Origin of the sequence: Christiangramia aestuarii, assembly GCF_009735585.1 — a bacterium.
Lineage (GTDB): Bacteria > Bacteroidota > Bacteroidia > Flavobacteriales > Flavobacteriaceae > Christiangramia > Christiangramia aestuarii.
The window spans coordinates 86,848-112,002 of the sequence record NZ_VJVW01000001.1 but is presented as its reverse complement, the minus strand read 5'-3'; the positions used below and the strand labels follow the sequence as shown (position 1 = coordinate 112,002).

Here is a 25,155-nt window from a genome sequence, read left to right as displayed (position 1 = left end):
CTCATGGATGAAATGAAAGTTTTTGCACCGGCCACTGTGGCTAATCTTTCCTGTGGCTTCGATGTGCTGGGTTGCTGCCTGGATACAGTGGGAGACGAAATGAAAATCAGTAAAAATGATCTCGGGCAGGTCAGGATCACAAAAATTACCGGGCAGGACCTGCCCATGGAAGCCGATAACAACGTGGCGGGGGTAGCAGTAAAAGCGCTTCTGAAAGATCTAAAGTCTGGCCAGGGATTCGATATCGAGATAGATAAAAGAATAAAACCTGGTAGCGGAATTGGTAGCAGTGCAGCCAGTTCTGCCGGTGCGGTTTTCGCGGTAAATAGATTACTTGGGGAGCCCTATACCAGCAAGGAGCTTATTTCTTTCGCCATGCAGGGGGAGTTTCTGGCCAGCGGCAATGCCCATGCAGATAATGTGGCTCCGGCTCTCCTTGGCGGCTTTAGCCTGGTGAGGAGTTACTGTCCCCTGGAAGTGCTTAGCCTGCCAGTGCCTTCAGAATTAAGAATGGTGGTCTTGCACCCGCTCATCGAAATTAAGACCAGGGATTCCCGGTCTATCATTAAACAGAATATCAGCCTGAAATCTGCTATCAACCAGTGGGGTAATCTGGGTGCACTGGTAAGCGCCCTTTATACTGAGGATTACGATCTCCTTGGCAGAAGTTTAAAGGATGAGATCGTTGAACCTGTACGTTCTATACTCATTCCTTACTTTAATGAGCTTGATAAACTCAGTAAGAAGAATGGAGCCCTGGGCTTTGGCATTTCAGGTTCCGGCCCTTCGGTTTTCGCCTTGTGTCGGGGAGATGAGAATGCAGAAAATGTAAAAGCCGCCATACAGGACTATTATTCCAAAAAAGAAATAAATTTTGAACTTCACCTCTCAGGTATCAATAAATCTGGCGTCAGGATTATATAAGGGAACTAAATCTCAATTCAATAATTAAAATATCTTGAAACAGGTTTTCACGGTGATACGCAAATTAGAAATACGAAATGAAATATTTCAGTCTTAATAAAAGGAAACATACCAGCAATTTTGAAGATGCAGTAGTAAGAGGGCTGGCGCCAGATAAAGGATTGTATTTCCCGGAAAGGATCGCCCGGCTACCAGATTCATTTTTTGCAAACCTGGATAAAATGGACAAGTATGAGATCGCTTTTCAGGCAATAAAAGAATATGTGGGGGAGGAGATCCCTACCTCTGAGTTGCAAAAGATCATAGAGGAAACCCTCGATTTCGACTTCCCGATAACGCCTGTCGAAAATAATGTGGCAAGCCTAGAATTGTTTCATGGTCCCACCCTGGCCTTTAAGGATGTAGGGGCAAGATTCATGGCCGGGAGTTTAGGCTACTTTATCAAAAAAGGGAATTTAGGTAAGATCACCGTTCTGGTAGCTACGTCTGGCGATACAGGCGGAGCCGTGGCGAATGGATTTCTGGGAGTAGAGGGAATAGATGTAATGATCCTCTATCCTAAAGGAAAGGTGAGCGAGATACAAGAAAAGCAACTTACTACCCTGGGCAAGAATATTACCGCGATAGAGGTGAACGGGTTTTTTGATGACTGCCAGGCCATGGTCAAAAAAGCATTTTTAGATGAAGAGATCACCGGGCAGAGAAAACTTACCTCGGCAAATTCTATCAATCTTGCCCGGTGGTTACCCCAAATGTTCTATTACTTTCTCGCCTATCAGCAACTAATGGAAAAAGAGCAGGAACTGGTATTTTCGGTGCCGAGCGGAAATTTTGGAAATATTTGTGCCGGCATGCTGGCCAGGGAAATGGGGTTACCCATAGATCATTTCGTTGCAGCCAATAATGCTAACGATACGGTCGTGGATTATATGAAAACCAGGGAGTATAAGTCAAAACCTAGTGTGCCCACCATCTCCAATGCCATGGATGTCGGCGATCCCAGTAACTTTATTAGGGTGCTGGAGCTTTTTAACCGGGAGTATACTTCTTTGGAAAAAGCCTTATCTGCCTATACTTATGATGATAGAACTACAAGGAAAGCCATCGAAAAGGTATATTCAGAAAGCGGATACATTATGGACCCGCATGGAGCCGTGGGATATCTGGGATTGAAAGAATACCTGGAGAAGGAGAAGAATGCTTTCGGAGTCTTTCTGGAGACTGCTCATCCGGTAAAATTCCTGGATACGGTAGAAGAGGTGATAGGAGATAAAGTGGAAATTCCGCCGGCCATCCAGAGCCTGTTTAATAAAAAGAAAAAATCCCTCCAGATCGATAATTATGAAGATCTAAAGGGATTCCTTTTGAGTTAGTTATTATTAATATTTGGCGGGCTCATTTTCCTTAGGCAGGCTGTTCGCAATGAATTCCCTTAAGTCATCATTGGCTTTCTTAAGATCTTCACTGCGCAGGTACATCATGTGGCCGCTGCGGTAACCTTTGAAGCTCAAACGGTCTTTCATTTTTCCGCTTGGGTCAAGCTGCCACATCGAATATTTGGCGTTAAAATAGGTAGTAGCACCATCAAAATAACCTGACTGTATCATCACATCAAGATTTTTATTTTGTGCCATGGCCTGTCTTAGATTCTCTCCGGTATTATTACCACTTCGGTCCCACGGATGAACCGGGCCGAACATATTGTATTTTAGATCGGTCTTGAAATTAAGTTCTTCTCTTATATAATGGTTTATAGCCGGGGTAAAGGAATGCAGCCACGAGGTAAGTTCCACATTATAGTCGGGATTATCTCCGGCCTCTTTTGCATCCAGGCCTCTGTATCTTGAGTCCAGGCGTCCAACGGTAAAACCACCTTCTTCTCTTAGCAGGTCTTTCCAGAAATACCTGAAAGGCACCTCCAGGTTGTTCTGAAGGATCACTTTTTTATCTATTCCGGAATAGTAAGACATTTTTTCAGCGATCTCCTGTTTTTTTGAGTCTTCCATAAAACCTCCTTTTACTAAGGCAGGCAGGAGTTCGTTAACGGTATATTCTTCCACCTCGGGGAGCAACTCCTCAAGGTCCTTTTTTTGTAACTCGGCAGGAAGCGCGTTATGATACCATGCGGCCGCTGCGAAATAAGGAAGCCTGTTCGCTACTTCAACCGGGCCTTCGCGATCCAGCCCTATCTCTGTTGGAGAAACCAGGATCACCCCATTAAGATACATCCACTGGCTGTTCTGTAATTCCAGGGCAAGTCCTGAAACCCTTGTGGTACCATAACTTTCACCAATAAGATACTTTGGAGACAACCACCTGTTCTTTCTAGTCACAAAGGTATTTATCCATTCCGCAAGGTATTTGATATCTGCGTTTACCCCGAAGAACTTTTCGCGGTCCACTTTGCCTTCTTCATTTGGGATGGCTCTGGAATAACCTGTGTTAACAGGGTTCACAAATACGATATCGGCAACATCAAGAATAGAGTGGGGATTGTCCTTGATTCCGTATGGCTGAACAGGGAAACCTTCATCATCGATCTTCAGGACCCTCGGGCCGGTATAGGCAATATGCATCCAAACCGAAGCCGAACCGGGGCCTCCATTAAAGGAAATTACCAGGGGCCGATTTTCGGTGTTTTTTACCCCATTACGGGTGTAGTAAGTATAAAAAAGGCTGGCAATTGGTTCCCGATCTTCGTTCCATAATGGCATAGTACCGGTTTCGGCAGTGTAGTCTACAGATTTCCCATTAATATTCACTGAATGCTGCGTGGTAACCGTAGTATCCATTGGGATCTCGATCTGTTGAGCATTTAAATTAAGAAGGGGAATCAATCCAAGGATAAATAATAAGGAGAATTTCTTCATTCTATTTTGGTTATTCTGGGTTTGAAATTAATTTTTATTGTTGAGGTTTTCGTCCCTGAAAATGATCACATAGCTGAGGACGATGGCACCTGCCGCGGCCAGAAGAAAGAACAGCATCGCAAGGCCTGGATAGCCGAAAATAGTGAAATCTGAAGGTACCTGCATAAGCATGGCGGCACCAACGATCATGGCCGCGATGATAAGGCCCAGGGTAATCCTGTTGGCTACCTTCTGGAAGCCGTCAGTTACCCGTTTTTCGTCTATGGCATCTATCTTTATCTTAAGCTCATTATTGGCCAGGTTTTCTGAAATACGGTTCATACGCTCCGGCATCTTTTCAATAAAATGCTTGGATTCTATAAGCGTTCCGAAGAAATTTTCCGGTTTCAGTTCTTCAAGCATCTTTTTGCGCATGATCTCATGCACATTTCTCTGGATGGCCGCCCGTAGGTCGAATTCAGGATCGAGCATAGCCACGATCTGGTCCAGGTTAAGAAGTATCTTTCCGAGAATGTTGATCTCTACCGGGAGTTTGATATGGGTGGTTACCGCAAGCCTGTTAAGCTGAATAAGTATCCTTCCAGTTTGCAGATCTTTGGCGCGACTATTCTCACTTTCCATGATCACGTCGCTAACGGTTTTTGCAAACTGTTTTTTCTGGGAATCCTCGTTAAGCTCACTTATCTTAAGAAGTACCTGAGCGGTTTTCTCTCCATTACTACGGCTAATGGCTAGTAGTAATTCTATTAGATTCTCTTGTAATTGTGGAGTGAACCTCGCCACCATTCCAAGGTCGATGAGGGCGATCTTATTGCTCTCAGTGAATTTGATATTGCCGGGATGAGGATCTGCGTGGGCAAAACCATCATTGATAATCTGCTGCAGATAAGCTTCCACCAGGTCTTCGACAAGTTCAGAAAAGTCGTTTTCCATCTGACGGAGTGGTGAAAGAGAGGTGATCTTTTTACCACCTACAAACTCCATGGTGAGCACCCTGGTCTTGCTGTAATCATCTACCGGGGCAGGGATAAGCAAATGTTCGTATTGCTTTAGATTCTTTTTAAGGGTCTTGAGGTTCTGGGCTTCTTTTTTATAATCCAGCTCGTTAATAAGAATTCTCCTGAGCTCTGCAAATACTTCATCTACCGCATAGGTCTGGGCAGTTTCCAGGTGTTTTACAGCCATTGCCGTCATTTCATCCAGAGTTTCCAGGTCTTCCATGAACTGTTTTACGATACCGGGCCTTTGAACCTTTACCGCTACGGGTTTTCCTGAATTAAGTTCGGCCCTGTGTACCTGACCAATCGATGCACTGGCCAGTGGTTTTTCTTCGAAGACCTTAAAAGCTTTAGATATCTTGGTTCCCAGTTCTTCCTCGATGATCTCTTTGATTTCTTCGAAAGGGACCGGGGTTACATTGTCCTGAAGATTTGCCAGTGCCTGTAGGTATTCGTCTGGTAGTAGATCTGGACGGGTAGAAAGCAGCTGCCCAAGTTTTATATAGGTTGGTCCCATCGCTTTCAGGTCTTCTACAAGTTCATCTGGCGTCTGGTCGAACTGGTGCTCTTTATCCTCCTCGGAAAGTCCACCCTCGAATGCCACAGAACTGGTCTGGCGGAACAGATCACTGTTCCAGTATTTCAGCATAAAACGAATGAACTTATAATATCTTCTGATCTTATCTGGCGTATTGCTCATTAATCACGATAAATGGTTAGGGTTCTAAAATTAAAAAATTAAGCGACACTAAAAGGTAAGCTGGTTGTTTAAATGATTTATATTATTAGGATGCCCAAAAACATATAATAGGTCACCTTGCTGTATGATGGTGTCTGGCGCTATCTCTGTAAGATACCTGCGATCGCGGTGAATGGCCAGGACTGTCACCCTGAAATTCTTTCCAATACCCGATTCCTGGATCGTTTTTCCTACGATCTGGCGGTTATCCCGCTGAACTTTTAGAGTAACGATCTCCCGGTTCGGAATGTTCAGGTGCTGCAGGGCAGGGGAGTGCGGACTTTTTTTCATCGATGTCAGCATCTCATAATCTGATGATCGTATCTGGTTGATGAATTCCTGGATCTCATCGAAGGGGACAAGGTATTTTTTTAGCACCCTGGTAAAAATCTCAATGGAGGTTTCAAACTCCTCAGGCACTACCTCGTCTGCACCCAGTCGCATGGCGTCTTCCATGTCTTTAACATACTTGGTCCTTACGATTACGGTAGCGGTCTGGGTAAATTGCCTCACCGTGGTGAGCATTTTACGGGTGGCATCCACATCTGAAATAGCGATCACGATTACCCTGGCTTCCTGCACATGTGCATGTTTGAGTATGGTCGCCTGGGTTGCATCCCCAAAAATTATAGGCTCGTTATTCTTCTTAGCCTTTTCAAAACTCTCAGGGCTGGTGTCTATGATCACATAAGGGATTTCGGCCTTTCGTGCAGCCTTGGCAATATTGCTACCGTTAATTCCGTAGCCGATAAGGATAAGGTGGTCGTGCAGGTTTTCTTCAGAAAACTCTTCCTCTGCCTGTGAGCTCTTTTTGATGTTTTCCAGCCTTCTTCTTACCTGGGAGGGGATTGGAGCTTTTAAAAGAGTGTAGGTGATCTTTGGTGCGGCAGAAATCAGGAATGGGGTTATACCCATGGTGATGATCGAGATTGCCAGGAAATATTGGTAAACATTCTCTGGAATGATCCCATTTTCTTTTCCTACTCCAGAAAGTAATAGCGAGAATTCTCCCACTTGGAACAGGCTGAAAAGAGCCAGAAACACGGTCCTGGGTGGATATCTCAGGATCACTACGGTGCCTCCCACCACGAGCATTTTTAATAATATAACTCCAATAACCAGCAGGATGATATTCAGAATATTACTGATGAAAAATTCTAAGTTCAATAAGGTTCCTACCGAAATAAAGAAAAAACTTATAAAGATCTCCCGGAAAGGCAGCACGTTCGCCGTTGCCTGGTGGCTGTAATCTGATTCAGAAATAATAAGGCCAGCGAAAAAGGCTCCCAAAGCAAGGGAAAGGCCGACCGTTGAGGTTAGCCAGGCCACGCTAAAGCAGAAAACCACCACCGTTAATATGAATAGTTCCTGGTTCTTGGTTTTAACTACCCAGCCAAAGATCTTCGGCGCGACATAGCGGGCAAGGATATAAACGATCACCAGGACCAGTAAGATCTTTATGGCCATAATTGCTATCGTGGACAAAATGTTTGGGGTTTCCCCGGCTAGAAGCGGGGTAAATAGCATCATTGGAACTACAATGATATCCTGGAAAATAAGTATCCCCAGACCTATCTTGCCATGTGGAGTGGAGATCTCGCCTTTTTCCTGGAGCAATTTGAGCACAATCGCGGTACTACTCAAACTAAAAAGGAAACCCAGGAAAATAGAGGTGTTTAGCGGAAGCCCAAGAAAACTCGAAATACCTGCAGTGATAAGAATGGTCCCGCCTACCTGCAGGCCTCCACCTAGGAATATGATCTTTTTTATTGAGGCCAGACCCTTCAGGGAAAGCTCGATCCCGATCACGAACAGTAAAAATATGATCCCAATCTCCGAAAGCAATTCTACTTCGTGCTGTGAACTTATAAGATTAAAGGCATGTGGGCCCGCAATGATTCCTGCAATAAGAAATCCTAGTATAGCCGGTAGTTTCAAGCGGGTAAACGCCAGGATTATCACGATAGATAATCCTAAAATTATAACTATATCCTGAAGGATAGGGATTTCCATAGACTGGTTGGTTTTTACTGATTTTAAAGATAATAAGTTAAGTAAGCTTTAGAACATCTGAATATAAAAAAAGCGGCAGGATTTCCTGCCGCTTTAATATTATAATAACTATCGAAGCTCTTAGCCTTTCAACCAGGCGTTGCGAAGCTCGATCTGATCTGAATCTGCATTTTGCATTTCGGCATATGTTTTTTCCATAGCCTGTGGTGTGGAAACCTTTCCTTCCAGTTTGATCTCTTCCCCATCTCTTTTCACGGTCATGCTGATATCATCGCCTTCTTCCCAGCCCTGGCTGGCCATGATAAGATCGTAAACATTCTGGATGGTATATTCGGTACCGTTCACAGATTTCAGGGTGTCACCACCTTTGACTCCAAAATCCTGTAAGAAAGAATTCAGCTCGATATTCGGGCGGAAAATGATTTCCATGGTTTGCTGGTTAGCCGTAATATAAGGAGTTTGACCTTTGATGAAGAAACCTACCTCGGTCATTACTTCTTTCTCTTCCAGCCCTACTTTAGCGAAAAATTCATCATAAGGAATCGGGGTAGGACCGCTTACATAAGTATCGAAGAATTCCTGAATCTCAGGATAAGTAAGCTCTACGATCACCGGGATAAGCTCATCATCATTAAAAGGTTTATCTTTCCCGTACTTCGCATTCAGCTTTTTCATAAGATCAAGTATCCCCATTTTGCCTCCGCTGAGCTCTCTTAAACGGATATCCAGAGCCATCCCGATAAGTGCACCCTTCTGATAAACGTTGTAATAACTATCCTTATACTCATCTTCAAGGATGTTCTTGCTCATTACTGTAAATGGTACAGTATCATCAAATCTTTTAGAAGTGTTGATCTTCTCAACCATCCTGTTATAGAATTCCTGGTTGTTGATAAGTCCCTGGTTCACCTGGAAAAGGTTAGCGAAATATTCGGTAACCCCTTCATACATCCATAGGTGTTGCGACATTTTAGGATCGTTATAATCAAAATAATGAACTTCGTTAGAGTGAATACCAAGAGGGGTTATAATATGGAAGAATTCGTGAGACACGATATCGGTCATACTTTTATCCAGCGCACTGGCTTCCATGGATTCTGGCATAACCACCACAGTAGAGGTGTGGTGCTCCAGAGCTCCAAAGTTACCGGCATTACCTTCGCCTGGAGAATCTGAAAGGTAGACCAGGATGGCATATTTATCTGTGCTGTTAATATCACCAAGGAATTTTTTCTGAGCGCGGATCATTTTCTCCATTCCCGGTTTCAAGCTTTCTGCCGAATGCTTTTCGTTTGGAGAGTAAACGCTAAGCAGTACCTGCATGTCCTGTACCATGAAACTGGTGGTGTCTGGGCTTGAGTACATGATCGGGTTGTCTATCACCTCGAAATACCTGTCCAGGTTATATACATCGGTTTTTGTTCCTTTTTCTCCGTCTATAGTGTTATCTACAGTAAGGGCAGTACCCGCGATAAGATCTGCCGGCCTTTCGATTTCCAGGCGGAATTCCTTTTCTTTCATTTTATCGAAATAGCCCACGAAACCATGAAGGTTCAATAAGAAATTCTCATCCTTCAGAATGTTGGTTCCGGCCATGGAGTAAACTCCTCCTTCATTTTCCCAGTCGAAAGAATCGTTCACCTGGTACATTACCTTATCCAGGTCCTTGGCGTTGGCAATGGTGTAACTATTATCGTCCAGCTTGGTAACGGGCATTTCATTGCCTTTATAATCCAGGGCCTTGAAACCTTCGGTGAACTTACCGTAATTATCTTCAGAATAAGTGCCGGGAACGGTCTTTGGAATATTGAAAGTTGTGCTTTCTACGGTAAATTTGTCTGGGTCTACAGTGACCCAAACTTTATCATTTTCTACATCAACCAGGTTGATGCTGGCTACTACCGGCTGTTCCGGGGCGGGTGTGGTTACATTTTGAGTTTTACAGGCGAACAGCATTGAGGCTGCTGCCACTCCTAAAATCATTTTTTTCATACAATAATGGTCTTTAGTGATATTAGACAACATTTAATTTAAAATGTTACAAATAAAAAAGGCGCCCCGAAGAACGCCTTTAAATTTATATAAAATTAAATGATTATACTCTCACATGGCCTTCACCAAGCACATAATATTTATTGGTCACCAATTGTTTTAGTCCAAGTGGTCCTCTATGGTGAAGTTTGTCTGTAGAAATCGCCAGTTCGGCTCCAACTCCCATTTGTCCACCATCGGTGAAACGGGTAGATGCATTATGGTATACAGCGGCACTGTCTACCTGCTCCATAAAGGTTAGTGCCTCATCTTTATCTTTAGTGATAATAGAAGCAGAATGTCCTCCGGAATATTTATTAATCTTATCGATGGCCGCGTCTAATCCGGCTATTGCGCCTATCACGATCTTCATCGCAAGAAATTCCTCATACCAGGTATCTTCTGAAGGAACTTTTTCCAGGTCTGGTAGTACTTTGGAAACATCTTCGTCTACAAGAACATTTACCGCATTATCCTTGAATAGCTGGTAAAGCTCTTTGACCTTGGCATCAAAATTAGCAATATTTTTATCAACTAATACCTTATCCAGTGCATTACAACCAGAGATCTTGTCAATCTTGGCATTCAGCATTACTTTTTTAGCTACTTCAAAATCGGCATTTTTAGAAACATATAGGAAATTGTTTCCTCTACCACTAACCAGTACTGCACCGGTAGCGTGCTCTTTTACAAATCCGATCAGTCTTTCCCCACCACGTGGAACTATAAGGTCTAATTGTACCGGTGGATTTTTAAGGAATTCCTGAGTCTCATTTCTGTCCATATGTAGTAACTCGATCCAGTCCTTTTCCAAGCCGTTCTCCTTTAGGGCCTCGTGCCAGCACTCCTCAAGGATCTTATTACTGTTAATTGCTTCCTTACCACCTTTCAGATAGATCTTGTTATTGGCTTTAAAAGCAAGAACCGCGGCCTCGATAGTTACATCTGGTCTGGATTCATATATGATAAGAATATTTCCAAAAGGAGCGGTCTTATTGGTAATGTCAAGACCTGTATCCAACTTACGGTGTTCTATTACCTGGCCAACCGGATCATCCTGTTCCATAACTTCTCTTACAGAACGAATCATATCATCTACTTTCTTATCATCTACTACCAACCTGTCGTATAAAGCCTGGTCGTCTCTGCTAAAAGCATCCTGATCTTTCTTATTAGCGGCAATAATTTCTTCTCGTCTTTTGTCCAGGATATTCATCATGGACTTAAGTACGTTATTTTTGGTTTCAGATTTTATCAACTTCATTTTCTTCGTTTCTTTAGTTTGTTAATTATGTTTTCTTAAGAGGTAAATTTGGTACCTACTGGTTTTCCTGCCATAATATCCAGAATCACATCTTCACGTTTACCATTAGCGATATAAGTGGTAATGTTCTTGGAAGCAGTTCCCTTGGCGATCTTGATCTTGGATTCCATACCACCCCGGCCTTCGCCTTCACCTTTGTCTGACTCCTGAACGTATTTTTCAACATTCTCATCAACCTGAACCTTATTCAGTTTTTCTGAATCGTCATCTTCAGGATGGCCGGTATAAAGCCCGTCGGTATCACTAAGAATGATCAGCTTTTCAGCTCCAATAAGTTCAGCAACCAGGCTTGCCAGTTCGTCATTATCAGAGAACATAGACATGGTCACCGAAACGGCGTCATCTTCGTTCGCGATAGGAATGATCCCTTCAGAAAGCAGGGATTCATAACAATTGATCATGTTCTCACGATGGATTCCCGGGCTAAAATCACGCTTAGTAGCTAGCACCTGGGCACATCTCATTCCGTAATCGTGGAAGATACTATAGTAATGTCTCATCATACGTGGTTGACCTACTGATGAGTATACCTGTCTACGTTTACTATCGTCCTCAATACTAATTTCACCAAGGATCTCTTTTCCTGCGATTGCAGAACCTGATGAAACAAGTACTACCAGTATGTCTTCTTCATACAAGGTAGCGATCTGTCTAACCAGGCTTTTAAGCACAGGTCCTAAAATTCTATTGTCTTTATTGGTCATTACATTAGTACCGACCTTTACAACAATTCTTCTTTTATTATCCATTTTAGAGTGTTTATCTAATTATTGAATATTATTGAATAGGCTTATTTTTCTTCTCCAAGTTCTACTGCGCGATCAAAAGCGGCATAAGCTGCTTCCTTGATCAATTCCTTCACGTTATTATCGTCCATGGAATCAAGGGCTGCCCGGGTGGTTCCTCCTTTAGAGGCTACACGGTCCATCCAGGTGTCTGGAGAAAGATCGTTCTGGTTGAAAAGTTCTACGGCTCCTTCAAAGGTCTGACTTACCAGCACCTTAGAATCGTTCTTGGAGAATCCCATTTTACGTGCTGCTTCCAGCATAGAGTTCATAAAATAGAACACATAAGCTGGTCCACTACCAGAAATTCCGGTAGAAGCATCTATATAATTTTCGTTTTCAACGTGAATGGATTCACCGGTAGTGTCCAGAAGGTTGCGCACCATTAATAGTTCTACCCTGGAAACTTCTTTAGATTCGGTATAAGAGGTAACTCCTTTTCCTACCTGGGCGGGAAGGTTAGGCATAGCTCTTACAACTTTTCTTACTCCAAGGCCTTCCTGGATCTTACCTATAGTTACACCGGCCATTAAGGATACAAAGATCTGTTCCTTATTGACCATAGATTTCATTTCTTCAAAAAGATCATCACAGTGGTAGGGTTTAACAGCTACGAATACCATATCTGCCTGGGGCAGGCAATCTTCCAGAGATTCATATACGTCGAAATGGTCAAGATCTCTCAACCTTGCGATCACATCTGCAGATTTATCGAAAACCATAAGGTTTCTTCGATTAAGCATCGCAGATTGCGCCATTCCTTCGGCATAAGTTAATCCCATGTTTCCTGCTCCAATAACTAGTGTCTTCATTTTTGTTTTTTTGGTTCAAATTGGTTTGGCCTTGTGCCAAATGATTCTCGCCCTTAATTGGACAAAGACCGTGCGACAAAGCCAAAACGATTAGTTAGCACTTATTTTGGACCAATAATTTAGCTTGAAATTGTGGAAGCTTTCATTAAGAAAAACATAAATTCCTCTAAAATATCTTAAACAGAAAGCTTTTTTAGGCTTCTATTACTTAAACATTAGATTGAATCTTTATCAGGTTGATGAATTTAATGATCTGAAATTGAGGATACCATATTCCCGGATTTTTGAAGAATTTTAAGGAAAAAGATGAAATCTTAAAATATTGTTATTTATAATTTAAGTTTCTTAATAAATCTAAATCTTTGCAGAAATGGCAAATCTCTGTAATTATGTCAGGTTTTACAGATTTGCAGAGATAGAATGATTTTAAGTAAGTTAATTTTTGGCACGAATTTCCCTCTACTGAAGTCGAAATGACGGAATCCCTAGAAAATGCTGCTATTTGTCGCAATATTTGTTCGAAAAGTAGTATTGTTTCCGGCAGAAATTATTTATAATTATCGATTCCCAATAGTCTGTTAGATTATTGCAGTAATAACCTACTACTCAGATTAATGAAAAGTACCAAAGAGAGTTCTACAGCTGAGTCTGTACACCAAGAAAATGTTGACCAAACCAGGATTATAGCAGTTGGCGCCAGTGCCGGTGGACTGGAGGCCCTTAAGGCCTTTTTCAAAAATATTCCTGCCGGTGATAACAATGCCTACGTAGTGATCCAGCATTTATCTCCCGATTATAAAAGTATGATGGGGGAACTTCTTAAAAAGAATACCAGGTTACCCATTGTCCAGATCACCGATAAGATGGAGGTGAAGCCTGGACATGTTTATTTAATCCCACCCGCCAATAACCTTATACTGGATGGGAATACCCTTAAACTTACCGAAAAGCCCAATAACCAGACACTGAACCTTCCTATAGATATGTTCTTTGAATCTATGGCAGAGCAGCGCAGAGGTAAGTCTATAGGTATAGTGCTTAGTGGTACAGGTAGTGATGGTACAAGAGGAGTAAGGGCGATCAAAGAGAATGACGGAATGGTGATGGTACAGGAGCCAACCGAGGCTAAATTTGATGGGATGCCTAAAAGCGCCATCAATACCGGGTTGGTAGATTACATACTTCCTGTGGAAAAAATGGGTGAAGAATTGAAGGAATTTATTTCGGCACCGCCGATCTTTCACTTTGAAGATGGTGATGTAAAATATGACGAAAAGGAACTTAACAAGATCCTTAACTATATAGATGAGAAGGCAGGCCTTGATTTCAGGGAATATAAATATGCTACCCTGGCCAGGAGAATTGCCAGAAGGGTGAATATCTGCAAGTGTAAGAACCTTAGTGAATATTACGAATTTCTAAAATCTGATGAAGAAGAGGTAGAGATACTTTACCGGGAATTCCTTATCGGGGTTACCAAATTCTTCAGAGACGAAAAGGTTTGGGAAAAACTCAAGAAAGATGTTTTTCCTAAAATGATCAGTGAAAAAGAAAACGGGGATACCCTTAAGGTATGGGATGTTGGATGTAGTACCGGTGAAGAGGCTTATTCTTTTGCCATGTGCCTGCATGAAGAAATGGAAAATCAGGAAAAGGATCTGGAGATCAAGATCTTCGCTACAGATATTTCCCAACCACACCTGGATATTGGTAGTAAAGGGATCTATCCTGAAAGTATCGTGGCAGATGTTTCCAAAGACCTACTTTTAAAATATTTTTTAAGTAAAACAAACTCTTACCAGGTTTCTGAAAAACTGAGAAGAGCCGTTATATTTTCGAAACACAATATTATCAAGAACCCACCTTTCAGTAATATGGATATGGTGGTGTGTAGAAATCTTTTGATCTATTTCCAGAACAGTATCCAGAAGAAAGCGATGAACATGCTGCATTACGCCCTTAAAAAGGACGGAGTTCTGGTACTTGGTACCAGTGAAAGTGTGCAGAGCCACAAGGAGAACTTTGCCGAAATAGACAGGAGATGGAAGATTTTTAAAAACATTATGCCCAGCACGCGTATCAAGAATGGCATTAGCCATGCTGCGGCTAGCGGCGGCATGAATGCCAGCCTGCTGGAAAACAAGGCAGAAACCGAAAGGACCAGGTATAGGTCTAGCCATGCCAATCCTATCAAGCAAAAGCTTCAGAACGAGCTAAATGAAACCATCCTCGAACAATTCGGGGGAGCTTCGGTTTTTGTAGATTCAGATTATAATATACTTCAGGCGGTTGGTGAATTCAGAAAATATGCCAACTTGCCTACCAGCGGTTTTTCTATAAACTTGCTGGACATGCTTGGGAACGACCTTAAATATATTGTTCAGAGTACCTTTAATAAGGCTTATAAGGATAAGAAAAGGGTTGTTTATCGCGATATAGTGATCAATAAGAATGGTAACAAGATTGGTGCAGATATCGTGATCAAGCCATTCACCGACCACAGCCTGGAAGGGGAAACCAATTATGTGATCACCTTTATTGAAAAGGAACTCAATTTTGAGGAGGCCGAAGAGGTGGCAAAAATTAGCCCTTCTAACCAGACCAAAGAATATGTAGCCAGCCTGGAAAATGAGCTGAAGCGCACTAAAGAAGATCTGCAGACCTCGCTGGAGGAGATCGAAACCAGCAACGAGGAACTTCAGGCAGCGAACGAAGAGCTACTCGCCTCGAACGAGGAGCTGCAAAGTACCAATGAGGAGCTGCAGAGCGTTAACGAGGAAATCAACACGGTAAATGCAGAGAATATTCAGAAGATGGACGACCTGGCTGCTTTGAACGCAGACATGAACAACCTTCTGAAAAGTACCGATATTGGGGTGATCTTCCTGGATTCAGAATTCAAGATCAGGAAATTCACACCGGCGATCAAGAAACATTTCAGCCTTATTAATGGAGACATTGGAAGGCCCATAGATAATTTCACCAATAGTTTTGGTCTTACAAGGAAGAGAAGCTTTATAGACAGGTGTCAGAAAGTGCTTGAGACAGGAAGGATCCTGGAAAAACATATAGTTTCCAGGGAAGGCAAGAACTATTTGCAGCGTATTAGTCCTTACATGGATTCCAATAACAAGATCAATGGCGTGGTGATCTCCTTTATAGATATTGAAAGTATACAGAAATCGAAGGAGAAACTTATTGCCAGTGAAAAGAGGTTTAAATCTTTCTATGAGGATGATCCGGTGCTTCACGTAAGCGTGGATCCAAAGAGCCTGAAGATCGTGCAATGTAACCGTAAAGCAGTACAAAAGCTTGGTTATGATAATAAGGAAGACCTTATTGGTAAACCTATCCACGAGTTATTCGACAGGGATTCGCAATTAAAGGCGATGAAGCTAAAAAGCAATATTGAGAAATCTGGTGAGCTTATCAACCTTGAACAGAAAATGGTCACCAAGAAAGGCAGGATCCTGCCGGTGATCTTGAATGCTACCGCAGAGAAGGATGAGCACGATGAGATCCTTACCATCAGGTATACCTGCGTGGATATTTCGGCACTTAAGACCGCACAGGAGCAGTTAAGGGAGCAGAAGAACGACCTTGAGCGCGCAAACCGTGACCTGGAGCAGTTCGTTTCCATCTGTTCTCATGACCTTCAGGAGCCACTGGCTACCATTAAATTTGGTAGTGACGTACTCGGGAAGATGTACGCCAGCCAGCTGGACGAAAAGGGAGAGAATTATATCAAGTATATCAAGAACGCTTCAGACAGGCTTTCGGCACAGATACGTGCCTTGCTGGAGCATTCCAGGATTGGTAAGAACGGGGAAAAGACCCTGGTGGATACCAAGGAGATCGTTGAGGTTGTGAAGTATGACCTGGGTAAGAGTATCAAGGATACCAATGCCAAGATACATACTGGCGCACTTCCAAAACTTAAAGGTTATGAAGTCGAGCTAAGGTTATTATTCCAGAACCTTATTAGCAACGCTATAAAATATGTGCCTAAAGACAGGTCTCCGGAGATAAGGATCTCGGCTTACAAGGAAGACCAGTACTGGGTGTTCTCGATCATGGATAACGGTGTTGGAATTTCCCAGGAAGATCAGCGCAATATTTTCACTATTTTCAATAGAGTCCCCGGAAATGAAGATATGGATGGAACCGGAGTTGGGCTCGCTCATGTAGAAAAGATCGTACTCTTGCATGAGGGAAGTATCTGGGTAGATTCACAGGAAGGGGTGGGGAGTACCTTCTATTTCAAATTAAAAGCAGAATAATAGATGCCCCAAACCAGTTATCCCGATAAAGTAGACATCTCCAATTGCGATAAAGAACCTATTCATATCATTGGTAAGTCCCAGGCTCATGGAGTGATAGTGGCATGTGATAAGAATTCACTTGAGATCACCCAGATAGGTGAGAACGCGGGTGAATTCTTCGGAATAGCATATGAGGAATTGCTTGGTAAACCAATTAGTTATCTGGTGCCGGAAAGCTTTTCTTCTACGCTTAAAGGGCTTGACACCTTCAGGCAAATGCCAGAAGTGAGCCAGGTAGAGATCAATAATATTCAGTTTATCGCGATTCCCCATATTTCTGGGGAAAGCCTTATCATAGACTTTGAACCGGCCAAAGAGACCAGGAATGCATTCAAATATCAAAGGGAGCTTTCAAACATTCTGAACAATCTTTCGGCTTCAAAGACACCGGAAGATCTTTGTGCAGATGCGGCAAGGATCACGAGGAAGATCTTCGGCTATGATCGGGTAATGGTCTATAAGTTCGACGAGGAATGGAATGGCGAGGTCATCGCCGAAGAAAAGGACGATAAATTTGAAAGCTGGCTGGGATTGCATTATCCTGCCAGTGATATCCCGAAACAATCCCGGGAACTCTTTTTAAAACATAAAGTAAGGATCATTGGGGATGTTAATTACAACCCGGTACCTATCGTTCCGGAAATTTCTCCTATCAACGGGGAACCACTGGACCTTTCAAGGTCTGAACTTCGGGGAGTTTCTCCCATACATATAGAATACCTGCAGAATATGAAGGTAGGTGCTTCTTTAACCGCTGCGCTTATCAGTAATGGTAAGTTATGGGGATTACTGGCCTGTCACCACTATTCTGCGAAGATCATCGATTATTACCACAGGCAGACCTGTGAATTCCTTACCCAGATCTTTTCCAACGAACTGAGTCTTAAGGAGACCAACAGGTATATTAATAAGCTTGAAGAATGGGGCAAGATCAGGGACGACCTGGTCAACCAAATCGAGGTAGACGGAAAGATCAAAAAAGGGCTTACCGATAAAAAGGTCCTTTTTACCGAGCTGATGGATTGTGAAGGAGGAGCATTGTTCCTGAATGGAAAACTGCGCGTAATTGGAAAAACTCCTTCAAAAGAGCAGGTGAAAAGCCTGTGTCTGGATTTCCTGGCTCAGCGTGAGGAGACGGTTTATTTTACCAAAAGCCTTTCTAAATTCTATCCGCCGGCCATTGAATATATCGATACTGCCTCAGGAATATTAAGCATCAAGCTGGGAAGAAGCAATAAGGATTTTCTTTTATGGTTCAGGCCGGAGGTGATCCAGAAAGTGAACTGGGGAGGAAACCCGGATAAGAAGGCCAGTTACGATGAGGAAAAGCAAAGGATCGCTCCAAGGAAATCCTTTGAAAAGTGGACCCAGGAATTAACCGGGGTTTCCAATGCCTGGATGGATTACCAGATTAGTGCTGCCGATGCCATCAGGGAAAGTTTAAGCAGTATCATTCTCGAAAAGCAGAAGCTGAAGATCGATAAACTGAACCGTCAGCTAATGGAAGCCCATGATGAACTGGAATTGTTCAGCCAGGGGCTGTCGCACGATCTTAAAGCACCACTTAGGGGAATAAATGGTTATGCTCATATCCTTAAGGAAGATCACTTCCACAGCCTTGAAAAATCTGGGCAGAAGGCCGTGGATACCATTCTAAGCTCTACCGAAGAAATGGGGGAGCTGATAGATAATATACTTTCATTCGCCGGGGTTTCCGGTGAGAGTATCAACAAGAATATTTTCTCGGTAAATCACCTGCTGGAAGACATCCTGGAAACCATTAATATGGATTCAAATTACCCCAGGACTTCTATAGAACTGGACAAAGACCTGCCGCGAATGATGGCCGATAAAAGGATGATCACCCAGGTGTGGTCTAACCTTATTACCAACGCTCTTAAATATTCTGAAAAGGAAGAAAAACCGGTTATAAAAATAGGATCTACCGTCATTGATAACAGGACAACCTATTATGTTAGCGATAACGGCATTGGTTTCGATCCAAAATACAGCGAAGAGATCTTCGAGCTGTTTTCAAGATTTTCCGGAGATAATTTTAAGGGAACCGGGATGGGACTTGCCATCGTGAAAAAGATCATAGAAAAGCATAACGGAAAGATCTGGGCAGAAAGCGAAAAGGGCATGGGCTCTACCTTCTATTTTTATGTTTAACAATCAAAAATTGTGAGTTAGGAGCCTTTGTAATACTTTCGTATACCTTTTTAACTTTCGTTAATCTAATGATCAATACATCTCTCAGAATATTATTAGTAGAGGACCATGAGACCGATGCTGACCTTATCCAAAGACAGATAAAAAAAGTAGTGAAGTCACCAGAGATCGAGGTGACAGATAATCTTGATGACTGTAAGGAAATCCTGTTGAATTTTGCGCCAGATGTGGTGCTTTCAGATTATAATTTACCTAATTGTACCGGCCTTGATGTAATGCACCTGGTAAAGGAGCATGACGAGAATATCGCTTTTATCTTTATCACGGGTACCATCAACGATGAGGAATTGGCCGCCAATACCATTCTGAACGGAGCTTCTGGCTATATTCTGAAAAAGCACATGAATTATCTTTCAGAAAAACTGGAGCCATTATTAAAAAAGGTGGTTATCAACATGGTGGCGCGCGACGATCTGAGAGAGCGTATCCGCAATAATAAGATCACGGTGAACCAGATCTATGATTACCTGGACAAGATCAATGCAGATAATGCTGAACACCAGCAGAACATCGAGAAGATCAAGAATGCCATAAATCAATTTAAGATAGATGATGAAGATACTAACCAGGCTTAGAGAAGAAACGGCTGAATTGCATAAGGCGCTGGAAGGAGAAAACCTGGCAAATAAGATCATGGACCATTCTATAAGCCGGGAAGAATACCGCAATCTGCTTTTTCAGAATTATATCGCCTATAAAAAGGCGGAAACAGAGATCGCAAAATACCTGCCCGTAAAAACTGAAAAAACTGCCAAGCTCAGCACCGATCTTGAAGTTTTAGGAGTGAAAGACCAGGGACCAGTTCTTGATTTCTCCTGTAACAATGAAGCTGAAGCTATCGGCGCGGCCTACGTGATAGAAGGATCTGCAATGGGTGGGCTGCTGATTGGGAAAGAGATCAAGGATTGTGATTCGCTTACCGGATTGCCAGACCAGGTTTTCTTTAGCGGAACCCGGGACAGTATGAAAGGCTGGAACGAATATCTTAAATTTTTACGATCACGCGAATTTACCGATGCTGAAATAGATGCTGCTGCCTCTAAGGCCAAAGAAACATTTTTATTGTTTGAGCGCGCCTTCCAGGTAGAACTTAGCGGTACTGTTTAAAGGTCGACCTTAGTTAATTCCCGTACTTCACCGGCATCCATATTTTCAAGTTCTTCATTTCCTATTCTAACTCTTACCAGTCGTAAGGTAGGAAAGCCTACTGCTGCGGTCATTTTCTTGACCTGGCGGAATTTACCTTCCGTAAGGCTAATGCTTATCCAGCTGGTAGGGCCATGGCGTTCATCCCTTATTTTTTTTGCCCTTTCAGGAAATACAGGTCTGTCTGCAAGTTCTTTCACCTTGCATTCCAGGGTTTGATAAGCCTTACCGTAAATACTTATTTCGACTCCTTTCTGTAATTTATTTATCGCTTCCCCGGTGATCCTGCCATCTACCTGCACGTAATATTCTTTTTCGCTATTCCCGGCAGTTATCTTAGTGCTCAGCTTTCCATTGGTGGTTAACAATAGCAGGCCTTCAGAATCTTTATCCAGTCTGCCCACAGCCATAACCCCATCAGGAAAATCGTAAAGTTCTCCCAGCAATTTAAACTTACCGGCATTTTTTTGATTGGTCACGAACTGGCTTAAATATCCGTAAGGTTTATAGATCTTGTAATGTCTGTGCATGGGCCGAAAATAAAAAATGCCCTGAAAATTCAGGGCATTTTAGTGAGGTATTTAAGATCTACTCAATATCTTTTTCCGGAACTGGGAATCCGCGATCCCGCATCAGGGCGTCGATCTCTGCATCCCTTCCGCGGAACTTTCTATAGGCTTCTGCCGGGTCCATTGCGTTTCTAGGAGCAAAGAGGTATTTCACTAGTTTGCGGGCCACCTCTTTATCATAAAAACCACCAGGAGCTTCTTTAAAAGCTTCTGCAGCATCTGAAGTAAGCACATCTGCCCACAAATATCCATAGTAACCAGTGGCATAGCCTTCGCCTGAAAATACATGTCCAAAATGTGGGGTACGGTGACGCATTACGATCTCCTCTGGCATATTGAGTTCCTTAAAGGTTTCCCTTTCAAAACTATCGGGATCTATTTTAGAAGGATCGGTAGTATGGAATTTCATATCCATAATGGCCGAGGCCAGGAATTCGGTAGTTGCAAAGCCCTGGTTGAAGGTGGATGCCTTTTTGATCTTTTTCACCAGTTCGTCAGGGATCACTTCATCGGTCTTATAATGTCTCAGGAACTGGTTGATCACCTTATCTGTAGATAACCATCTTTCCAGTAACTGCGACTGGAATTCGGTGTAATCGCGAACCCCGCTATTTAGGGCAGGATATTCAATGTCTGCAGAAAGGAAATGCAGGGCATGTCCAAATTCATGGAAAAAGGTCTCTGCATCATCCCATGAAACCAGTACAGGTTCTCCCGGCGCCGGTTCGATGAAATTGGAATTGTTGGAGGCCAGCACCGGTTTTTCACCTTCCAGTTCAGAATAACTGCGATAGGTGGTCGCCCAGGCACCAGATCTTTTTCCCTGTCTCGCGTAAGGATCAAGATACCACAGCCCAACGATCTCTCCGGTATTCTTATCGAATACTTCCCATACCTTCACATCTTCATGGAAGACAGGTACGCTACCTTCCTCAACGGGTTTAAATTCAAAATTGAACAATTCCCCGGCAGTAAAGAAAAGGGCTTCAGTTAGATTTCCTAATTCCAGGTATTGTTTTACCTCTTCACTATCCAGGTCATACTTCTCTTTTCTTACCTTTTCAGCATAGAACCTGTAATCCCAGGGTTTTATAGTAATATCGGCTCCCTCGGCATTTGCGATCTCCTGCATGTCCTTAACCTCTTCTTCCACACGGGCAAGAGCTGCAGGCCAGACCTTCATCATCAGGTCCATCGCGTTCTCCGGATTTTTCGCCATCCTGTTCTGAAGTCTCCACTGTGCATAATTGTCATAACCCAGCAATTCCACTCTCTCATCGCGCAATTCGAGGATCTTTTTAACGATCTCGTTATTATCGTATTCATCGCCGTTGTCTCCACGAGAATAGTAGTTGTTCCAAACCTTTTCTCTTAATTCCCTTTCTGTGGAATAGGTAAGGAAAGGATCCATGGAAGATCTCGTATTGGTAACAGCATATTTTCCCTCCTTACCGCGCTCGGCCGCCGCCTGGGCTGCCGACTTTATATAAGATTCGGGAAGTCCGCCCAGCTGATCCTCATCAAGATAGATCACATAATTTTCCTCATCTGCAAGCACATTGCTGGAAAATTTGGTGTAAAGGGCTGAAAGTTCCTTGTTGATCTCAGCATACCGCTCCTTGGCTTCCTTATCAAGGTTGGCGCCCTGCATGGCAAAATCTTCATAGATAAGCTCCAGGGTTCTTTGTTTTGCTGCGGAAAGTGGTTCTTTTTGTGAATTCTCGTATACGGTCTTTATTCTTTGAAACAGTTTTTCATTCTGGTTTATTTTAGACTGGAATTCCGAAATTTCTGGAGCTAGCTCTTTTTGTACTTCCCTGAATTCGGGAGTTGAAATATTGCTGCTGTAGATGCCATAATAGGTGAAGGCACGATCCAGTTCTTCTCCCGCCAGTTCTAAAGGGATGATGGTATTTTCAAAGTTTGGAGCTTCCGGATTGCTGGTTATTTTTTCAATATCGGCCAGGTGAAGTTCCATTCCTTTTCTTATCGCAGGTTTTACCAGGTCTACTTTCATTTTGTCGAAAGCAGGAACACCTTCGTAAGGTCCAGTCCATTCAGCTAATAAGGGGTTATCCATAGATTTTTTTTCATTTTCCTGAGCATTGGCATAGCCTACGATCGTAACTAATGCAAAGACGCTCAGGCCTCTTTTTATTTTAGGGTTCATTAAATTTGGTTTTTTGATAATGGGCCTGAATATACGAACTATTCAGGGTTTTTCCATGAAGTTGGAAATTGAAAATAACACCTGTTGAAACCAATTTTCTACAGGAAGTTTTAAAAGAAAAAAATGAAAATCTGGCGTATTGGTTGGCTAATTCAAATCGAGCGAAAGCGCCCCAGGTTGTTAGAAAAGTCCATAAAGGATTGCTCCTAAAAACCGTTCATTAAATTGATCGATGAACAACAACACCAGATTTTCATTTATTGATGAATCGATACAGTTAAATTACTGAATTGTAATGCAGTAGGTAAGGGGATAAATACCCTTTTTTAAATTTTTCCATGGTAATATTTATTTCACCTCTGATATTCTTCAATAAAAATTAGAAAAATTTTAATGAATGTTCGATTTTAATCTTCTTATATTGAAGAAAAACAACCAAAATGGGAAAAAAATTAAATTTAGCGATCATTTACTATAGCGCAACCGGCACCAACCACCAAATGGCAGAATGGGCCAGGGAAGCTGCGGAAGATGAGGATGTAGAAGTTCGGTTTAAAAAGATCAGGGAAACAGCACCTGATTCAGCGATCGAACAAAATGACAAATGGAAAAAACACCTCGAGGCCACCAAAGATATTCCGGTAGCAGAGCAGGATGATCTTGATTGGGCACATGCCATCATATTCAGCTCTCCAACCCGATATGGAAACCTTAGTTCACAATTCAAATCCTTTATAGACGCAACCGGACCGCTGTGGAGCAAGGGGAAATTGGTGAATAAAGTGGTAAGTGCTATGACCAGCGCGCAAAACGCACATGGAGGACAGGAATCAACCTTGCTGTCCCTTTATAAATCTATGTTTCACTGGGGAGCAATAGTGGCTGCTCCTGGATATACAGATGAGATCATGTTTAAGATGGGTGGTAATCCTTACGGGGTAAGCGTTAGTGCCGGTGGTGAAGAACTGAATGATAACAGCAAAAAGGCTATTCACCATCAGGTAAAAAGGACCATCGAAATAGCAAAAAAGCTTAATTCTTAAAATTTGAATTTTCTTCTAAAAGGCGGATTATTTTTCCGCCTTATCCTCTTTTAATTTTTGACTGATCGGTTTTCTGGAAAGGACCTTACGAGGTGAGATACCATACTTTTCCTTGAATATCTTAGAAAAATAACTTCGGCTGGAAAGTCCCAGTTCATACACTACCTCGCTCACGTTTTTATTGCCTGTGGAGAGGATGTTCAGGGCCCTGGTAAGGCGTATATCCCTTATATACTCATTAACCGTTTTGCCGAAGATCACCTGGAAGCCTTCCTGAAGTTTATTGGTGTTCACGCCGGCGATTTTAGACAGGTCATTCACAGTGCCGGTATTGGAAATGTTGGCATCAATATATTCCACGGCGGTTTCTATTGCTTTCATGTCTTTATCCTTAAGGCGCTTTTTGTCCTGGTTCTCATCGTTCCTTTTAAAACGTGTAAGCATAAAGCTGAGTATCTCCAGAGCTTTCGCTCCTATGAAATTGATACGAGGAAAACCGGTAACCTCAGTATTTCTTATTTCCTTAATGCTTTCGGCCGTTCTCAGGCTGAAGCTGGCCCTTTCAGAGATCCTTTTAGTAGCTTCAGTATCGCTGAAAAGTTCATAAAAAATAGGTTCCAGTTCCTTCAGGTCAAAAGAGAAATATTGCTGAAACTTTAATCGGTCGATCTCCAGGTAACAAATAACTACCTCTTTTTCTTCCGGAATGAGTAGATTATGAGTTTCTGAGTCTTTGGGAGCAGCGATCAAATATTCGTGCTCATGGACGGTTTCCCGTTCCTCGAACTGTCCAAAACTACTGTCTATCTTTCCTTCCACACAATATAGGAACCTAATGGGCCTTACCTGCAGGTGGGAAAGTCTCAGCTGAGTATCATCCTTGAATTTTACATGGTAGGTGTGAAGTCCTATCCCGTTGGGAAAATTTATCACCTTAATGTTGCCTTCTCCTTTTGAGGCAGGAATATTAAGGTTAAACTCTCCAAGGTGTTCGGTATAAATGGTGCCAAAATGGTTGGCTAGTTCAGGTATAATGTCATCTACATCATTTAGATCTAAATGGTAGGTATTCATCTTCTGGTCGATTAATTGGTGTTAAACCTCATAAAAATACGGTTAGCTCTAAACTTTTGCATAAAAAGGAGAGTTAAACTTATACTAAATCAAAAAATTTAGC

17 protein-coding genes are annotated in these 25,155 nt (G+C 42.5%); 7 read left to right on the top strand and 10 right to left on the bottom strand.

Features of this window, described 5'->3' with window-relative positions; all coding sequences use genetic code 11:
- Positions 1 to 3 precede the first annotated feature (3 nt).
- Both FLP08_RS00455 and thrC read left to right on the top strand, forming a co-directional pair.
- On the top strand, positions 4 to 924 hold the full coding sequence (locus FLP08_RS00455; RefSeq protein ID WP_156272924.1) for a homoserine kinase: 921 nt from the start codon (positions 4 to 6) through the stop codon (positions 922 to 924).
- Positions 925 to 1,001: 77 nt separating this feature from the next.
- Positions 1,002 to 2,297: a threonine synthase gene (gene thrC, locus FLP08_RS00450; protein ID WP_156272922.1), complete on the top strand. Its 1,296-nt coding sequence runs from the start codon at positions 1,002 to 1,004 to the stop codon at positions 2,295 to 2,297.
- 6 nt (positions 2,298 to 2,303) lie between these two features.
- Here thrC and FLP08_RS00445 read toward each other — a convergent pair whose 3' ends face one another.
- The 7 genes from FLP08_RS00445 to proC all read right to left on the bottom strand — a co-directional run bounded on the left by FLP08_RS00445 (position 2,304) and on the right by proC (position 12,496).
- Positions 2,304 to 3,794, bottom strand: a complete 1,491-nt coding sequence (locus tag FLP08_RS00445) for a S10 family peptidase (protein WP_156272920.1) — start codon at positions 3,792 to 3,794, stop codon at positions 2,304 to 2,306.
- 27 nt (positions 3,795 to 3,821) lie between these two features.
- Entirely contained in the window at positions 3,822 to 5,492 is a 1,671-nt protein-coding gene (locus FLP08_RS00440) for an ABC1 kinase family protein (protein ID WP_156272918.1), read from the bottom strand.
- A gap of 48 nt (positions 5,493 to 5,540) precedes the next feature.
- The gene (locus FLP08_RS00435; RefSeq protein ID WP_156272916.1) at positions 5,541 to 7,544 is read right to left on the bottom strand and encodes a monovalent cation:proton antiporter family protein; all 2,004 of its coding nucleotides are present in this window, start codon (positions 7,542 to 7,544) and stop codon (positions 5,541 to 5,543) included.
- A gap of 120 nt (positions 7,545 to 7,664) precedes the next feature.
- Entirely contained in the window at positions 7,665 to 9,536 is a 1,872-nt protein-coding gene (locus tag FLP08_RS00430) for a M61 family metallopeptidase (RefSeq protein ID WP_156272914.1), read from the bottom strand.
- A gap of 103 nt (positions 9,537 to 9,639) precedes the next feature.
- Positions 9,640 to 10,839 (bottom strand): glutamate-5-semialdehyde dehydrogenase, encoded by a 1,200-nt coding sequence (locus FLP08_RS00425; protein WP_156272912.1) that lies wholly within the window; start codon positions 10,837 to 10,839, stop codon positions 9,640 to 9,642.
- 35 nt (positions 10,840 to 10,874) lie between these two features.
- Positions 10,875 to 11,648 (bottom strand): glutamate 5-kinase, encoded by a 774-nt coding sequence (proB, locus tag FLP08_RS00420; protein ID WP_156272910.1) that lies wholly within the window; start codon positions 11,646 to 11,648, stop codon positions 10,875 to 10,877.
- 41 nt (positions 11,649 to 11,689) lie between these two features.
- A complete protein-coding gene (gene proC / locus FLP08_RS00415; protein WP_156272908.1) occupies positions 11,690 to 12,496 on the bottom strand; it encodes a pyrroline-5-carboxylate reductase in 807 nt (268 codons plus the stop codon).
- Positions 12,497 to 13,110: 614 nt separating this feature from the next.
- On the opposite strand from proC, the gene FLP08_RS00410 reads away from it, so the two are divergent.
- The 4 genes from FLP08_RS00410 (at position 13,111) to FLP08_RS00395 (ending at position 20,157) form a co-directional block, all read left to right on the top strand.
- Positions 13,111 to 16,776: a CheR family methyltransferase gene (locus FLP08_RS00410; RefSeq protein WP_156272906.1), complete on the top strand. Its 3,666-nt coding sequence runs from the start codon at positions 13,111 to 13,113 to the stop codon at positions 16,774 to 16,776.
- A gap of 3 nt (positions 16,777 to 16,779) precedes the next feature.
- Complete coding sequence (locus tag FLP08_RS00405) at positions 16,780 to 18,990, top strand: ATP-binding protein (RefSeq protein ID WP_156272904.1); 2,211 nt, start codon at positions 16,780 to 16,782, stop codon at positions 18,988 to 18,990.
- A 68-nt stretch (positions 18,991 to 19,058) separates the two neighbouring features.
- On the top strand, positions 19,059 to 19,625 hold the full coding sequence (locus FLP08_RS00400) for a response regulator (RefSeq protein WP_156272902.1): 567 nt from the start codon (positions 19,059 to 19,061) through the stop codon (positions 19,623 to 19,625).
- Positions 19,600 to 20,157, top strand: a complete 558-nt coding sequence (locus tag FLP08_RS00395) for a biliverdin-producing heme oxygenase (RefSeq protein ID WP_238388422.1) — start codon at positions 19,600 to 19,602, stop codon at positions 20,155 to 20,157. Before FLP08_RS00400 ends, FLP08_RS00395 begins: the two co-directional genes overlap by 26 nt.
- Here the strand turns inward: FLP08_RS00395 and FLP08_RS00390 are convergent.
- Positions 20,154 to 20,726 (bottom strand): pseudouridine synthase, encoded by a 573-nt coding sequence (locus tag FLP08_RS00390; RefSeq protein ID WP_156272900.1) that lies wholly within the window; start codon positions 20,724 to 20,726, stop codon positions 20,154 to 20,156. The genes FLP08_RS00395 and FLP08_RS00390 overlap by 4 nt on opposite strands.
- A 58-nt stretch (positions 20,727 to 20,784) precedes the next feature.
- Complete coding sequence (locus tag FLP08_RS00385) at positions 20,785 to 22,935, bottom strand: M3 family metallopeptidase (protein ID WP_156272898.1); 2,151 nt, start codon at positions 22,933 to 22,935, stop codon at positions 20,785 to 20,787.
- A 440-nt stretch (positions 22,936 to 23,375) separates the two neighbouring features.
- Here FLP08_RS00385 and wrbA point away from each other — a divergent pair, with 440 nt between their 5' ends.
- Positions 23,376 to 23,978, top strand: a complete 603-nt coding sequence (gene wrbA / locus FLP08_RS00380) for an NAD(P)H:quinone oxidoreductase (protein WP_156272896.1) — start codon at positions 23,376 to 23,378, stop codon at positions 23,976 to 23,978.
- 27 nt (positions 23,979 to 24,005) lie between these two features.
- On the opposite strand, the gene FLP08_RS00375 is transcribed toward wrbA, so the two are convergent.
- Positions 24,006 to 25,052 (bottom strand): helix-turn-helix transcriptional regulator, encoded by a 1,047-nt coding sequence (locus tag FLP08_RS00375; RefSeq protein WP_156272894.1) that lies wholly within the window; start codon positions 25,050 to 25,052, stop codon positions 24,006 to 24,008.
- Between the last annotated feature and the right edge of the window lie 103 nt (positions 25,053 to 25,155).

What these genes read in the sequence shown, in the direction of transcription:
- FLP08_RS00455 (WP_156272924.1), top strand. Translation starts at nt 4, where the DNA reads ATGGATGAAATGAAAGTTTTTGCACCGGCCACTGTGGCTAATCTTTCC.
- thrC (WP_156272922.1), top strand. Translation starts at nt 1,002, where the DNA reads ATGAAATATTTCAGTCTTAATAAAAGGAAACATACCAGCAATTTTGAA.
- FLP08_RS00445 (WP_156272920.1), bottom strand. Translation starts at nt 3,794, where the DNA reads ATGAAGAAATTCTCCTTATTATTTATCCTTGGATTGATTCCCCTTCTT.
- FLP08_RS00440 (WP_156272918.1), bottom strand. Translation starts at nt 5,492, where the DNA reads ATGAGCAATACGCCAGATAAGATCAGAAGATATTATAAGTTCATTCGT.
- FLP08_RS00435 (WP_156272916.1), bottom strand. Translation starts at nt 7,544, where the DNA reads ATGGAAATCCCTATCCTTCAGGATATAGTTATAATTTTAGGATTATCT.
- FLP08_RS00430 (WP_156272914.1), bottom strand. Translation starts at nt 9,536, where the DNA reads ATGAAAAAAATGATTTTAGGAGTGGCAGCAGCCTCAATGCTGTTCGCC.
- FLP08_RS00425 (WP_156272912.1), bottom strand. Translation starts at nt 10,839, where the DNA reads ATGAAGTTGATAAAATCTGAAACCAAAAATAACGTACTTAAGTCCATG.
- proB (WP_156272910.1), bottom strand. Translation starts at nt 11,648, where the DNA reads ATGGATAATAAAAGAAGAATTGTTGTAAAGGTCGGTACTAATGTAATG.
- proC (WP_156272908.1), bottom strand. Translation starts at nt 12,496, where the DNA reads ATGAAGACACTAGTTATTGGAGCAGGAAACATGGGATTAACTTATGCC.
- FLP08_RS00410 (WP_156272906.1), top strand. Translation starts at nt 13,111, where the DNA reads ATGAAAAGTACCAAAGAGAGTTCTACAGCTGAGTCTGTACACCAAGAA.
- FLP08_RS00405 (WP_156272904.1), top strand. Translation starts at nt 16,780, where the DNA reads ATGCCCCAAACCAGTTATCCCGATAAAGTAGACATCTCCAATTGCGAT.
- FLP08_RS00400 (WP_156272902.1), top strand. Translation starts at nt 19,059, where the DNA reads ATGATCAATACATCTCTCAGAATATTATTAGTAGAGGACCATGAGACC.
- FLP08_RS00395 (WP_238388422.1), top strand. Translation starts at nt 19,600, where the DNA reads ATGATGAAGATACTAACCAGGCTTAGAGAAGAAACGGCTGAATTGCAT.
- FLP08_RS00390 (WP_156272900.1), bottom strand. Translation starts at nt 20,726, where the DNA reads ATGCACAGACATTACAAGATCTATAAACCTTACGGATATTTAAGCCAG.
- FLP08_RS00385 (WP_156272898.1), bottom strand. Translation starts at nt 22,935, where the DNA reads ATGAACCCTAAAATAAAAAGAGGCCTGAGCGTCTTTGCATTAGTTACG.
- wrbA (WP_156272896.1), top strand. Translation starts at nt 23,376, where the DNA reads ATGGGAAAAAAATTAAATTTAGCGATCATTTACTATAGCGCAACCGGC.
- FLP08_RS00375 (WP_156272894.1), bottom strand. Translation starts at nt 25,052, where the DNA reads ATGAATACCTACCATTTAGATCTAAATGATGTAGATGACATTATACCT.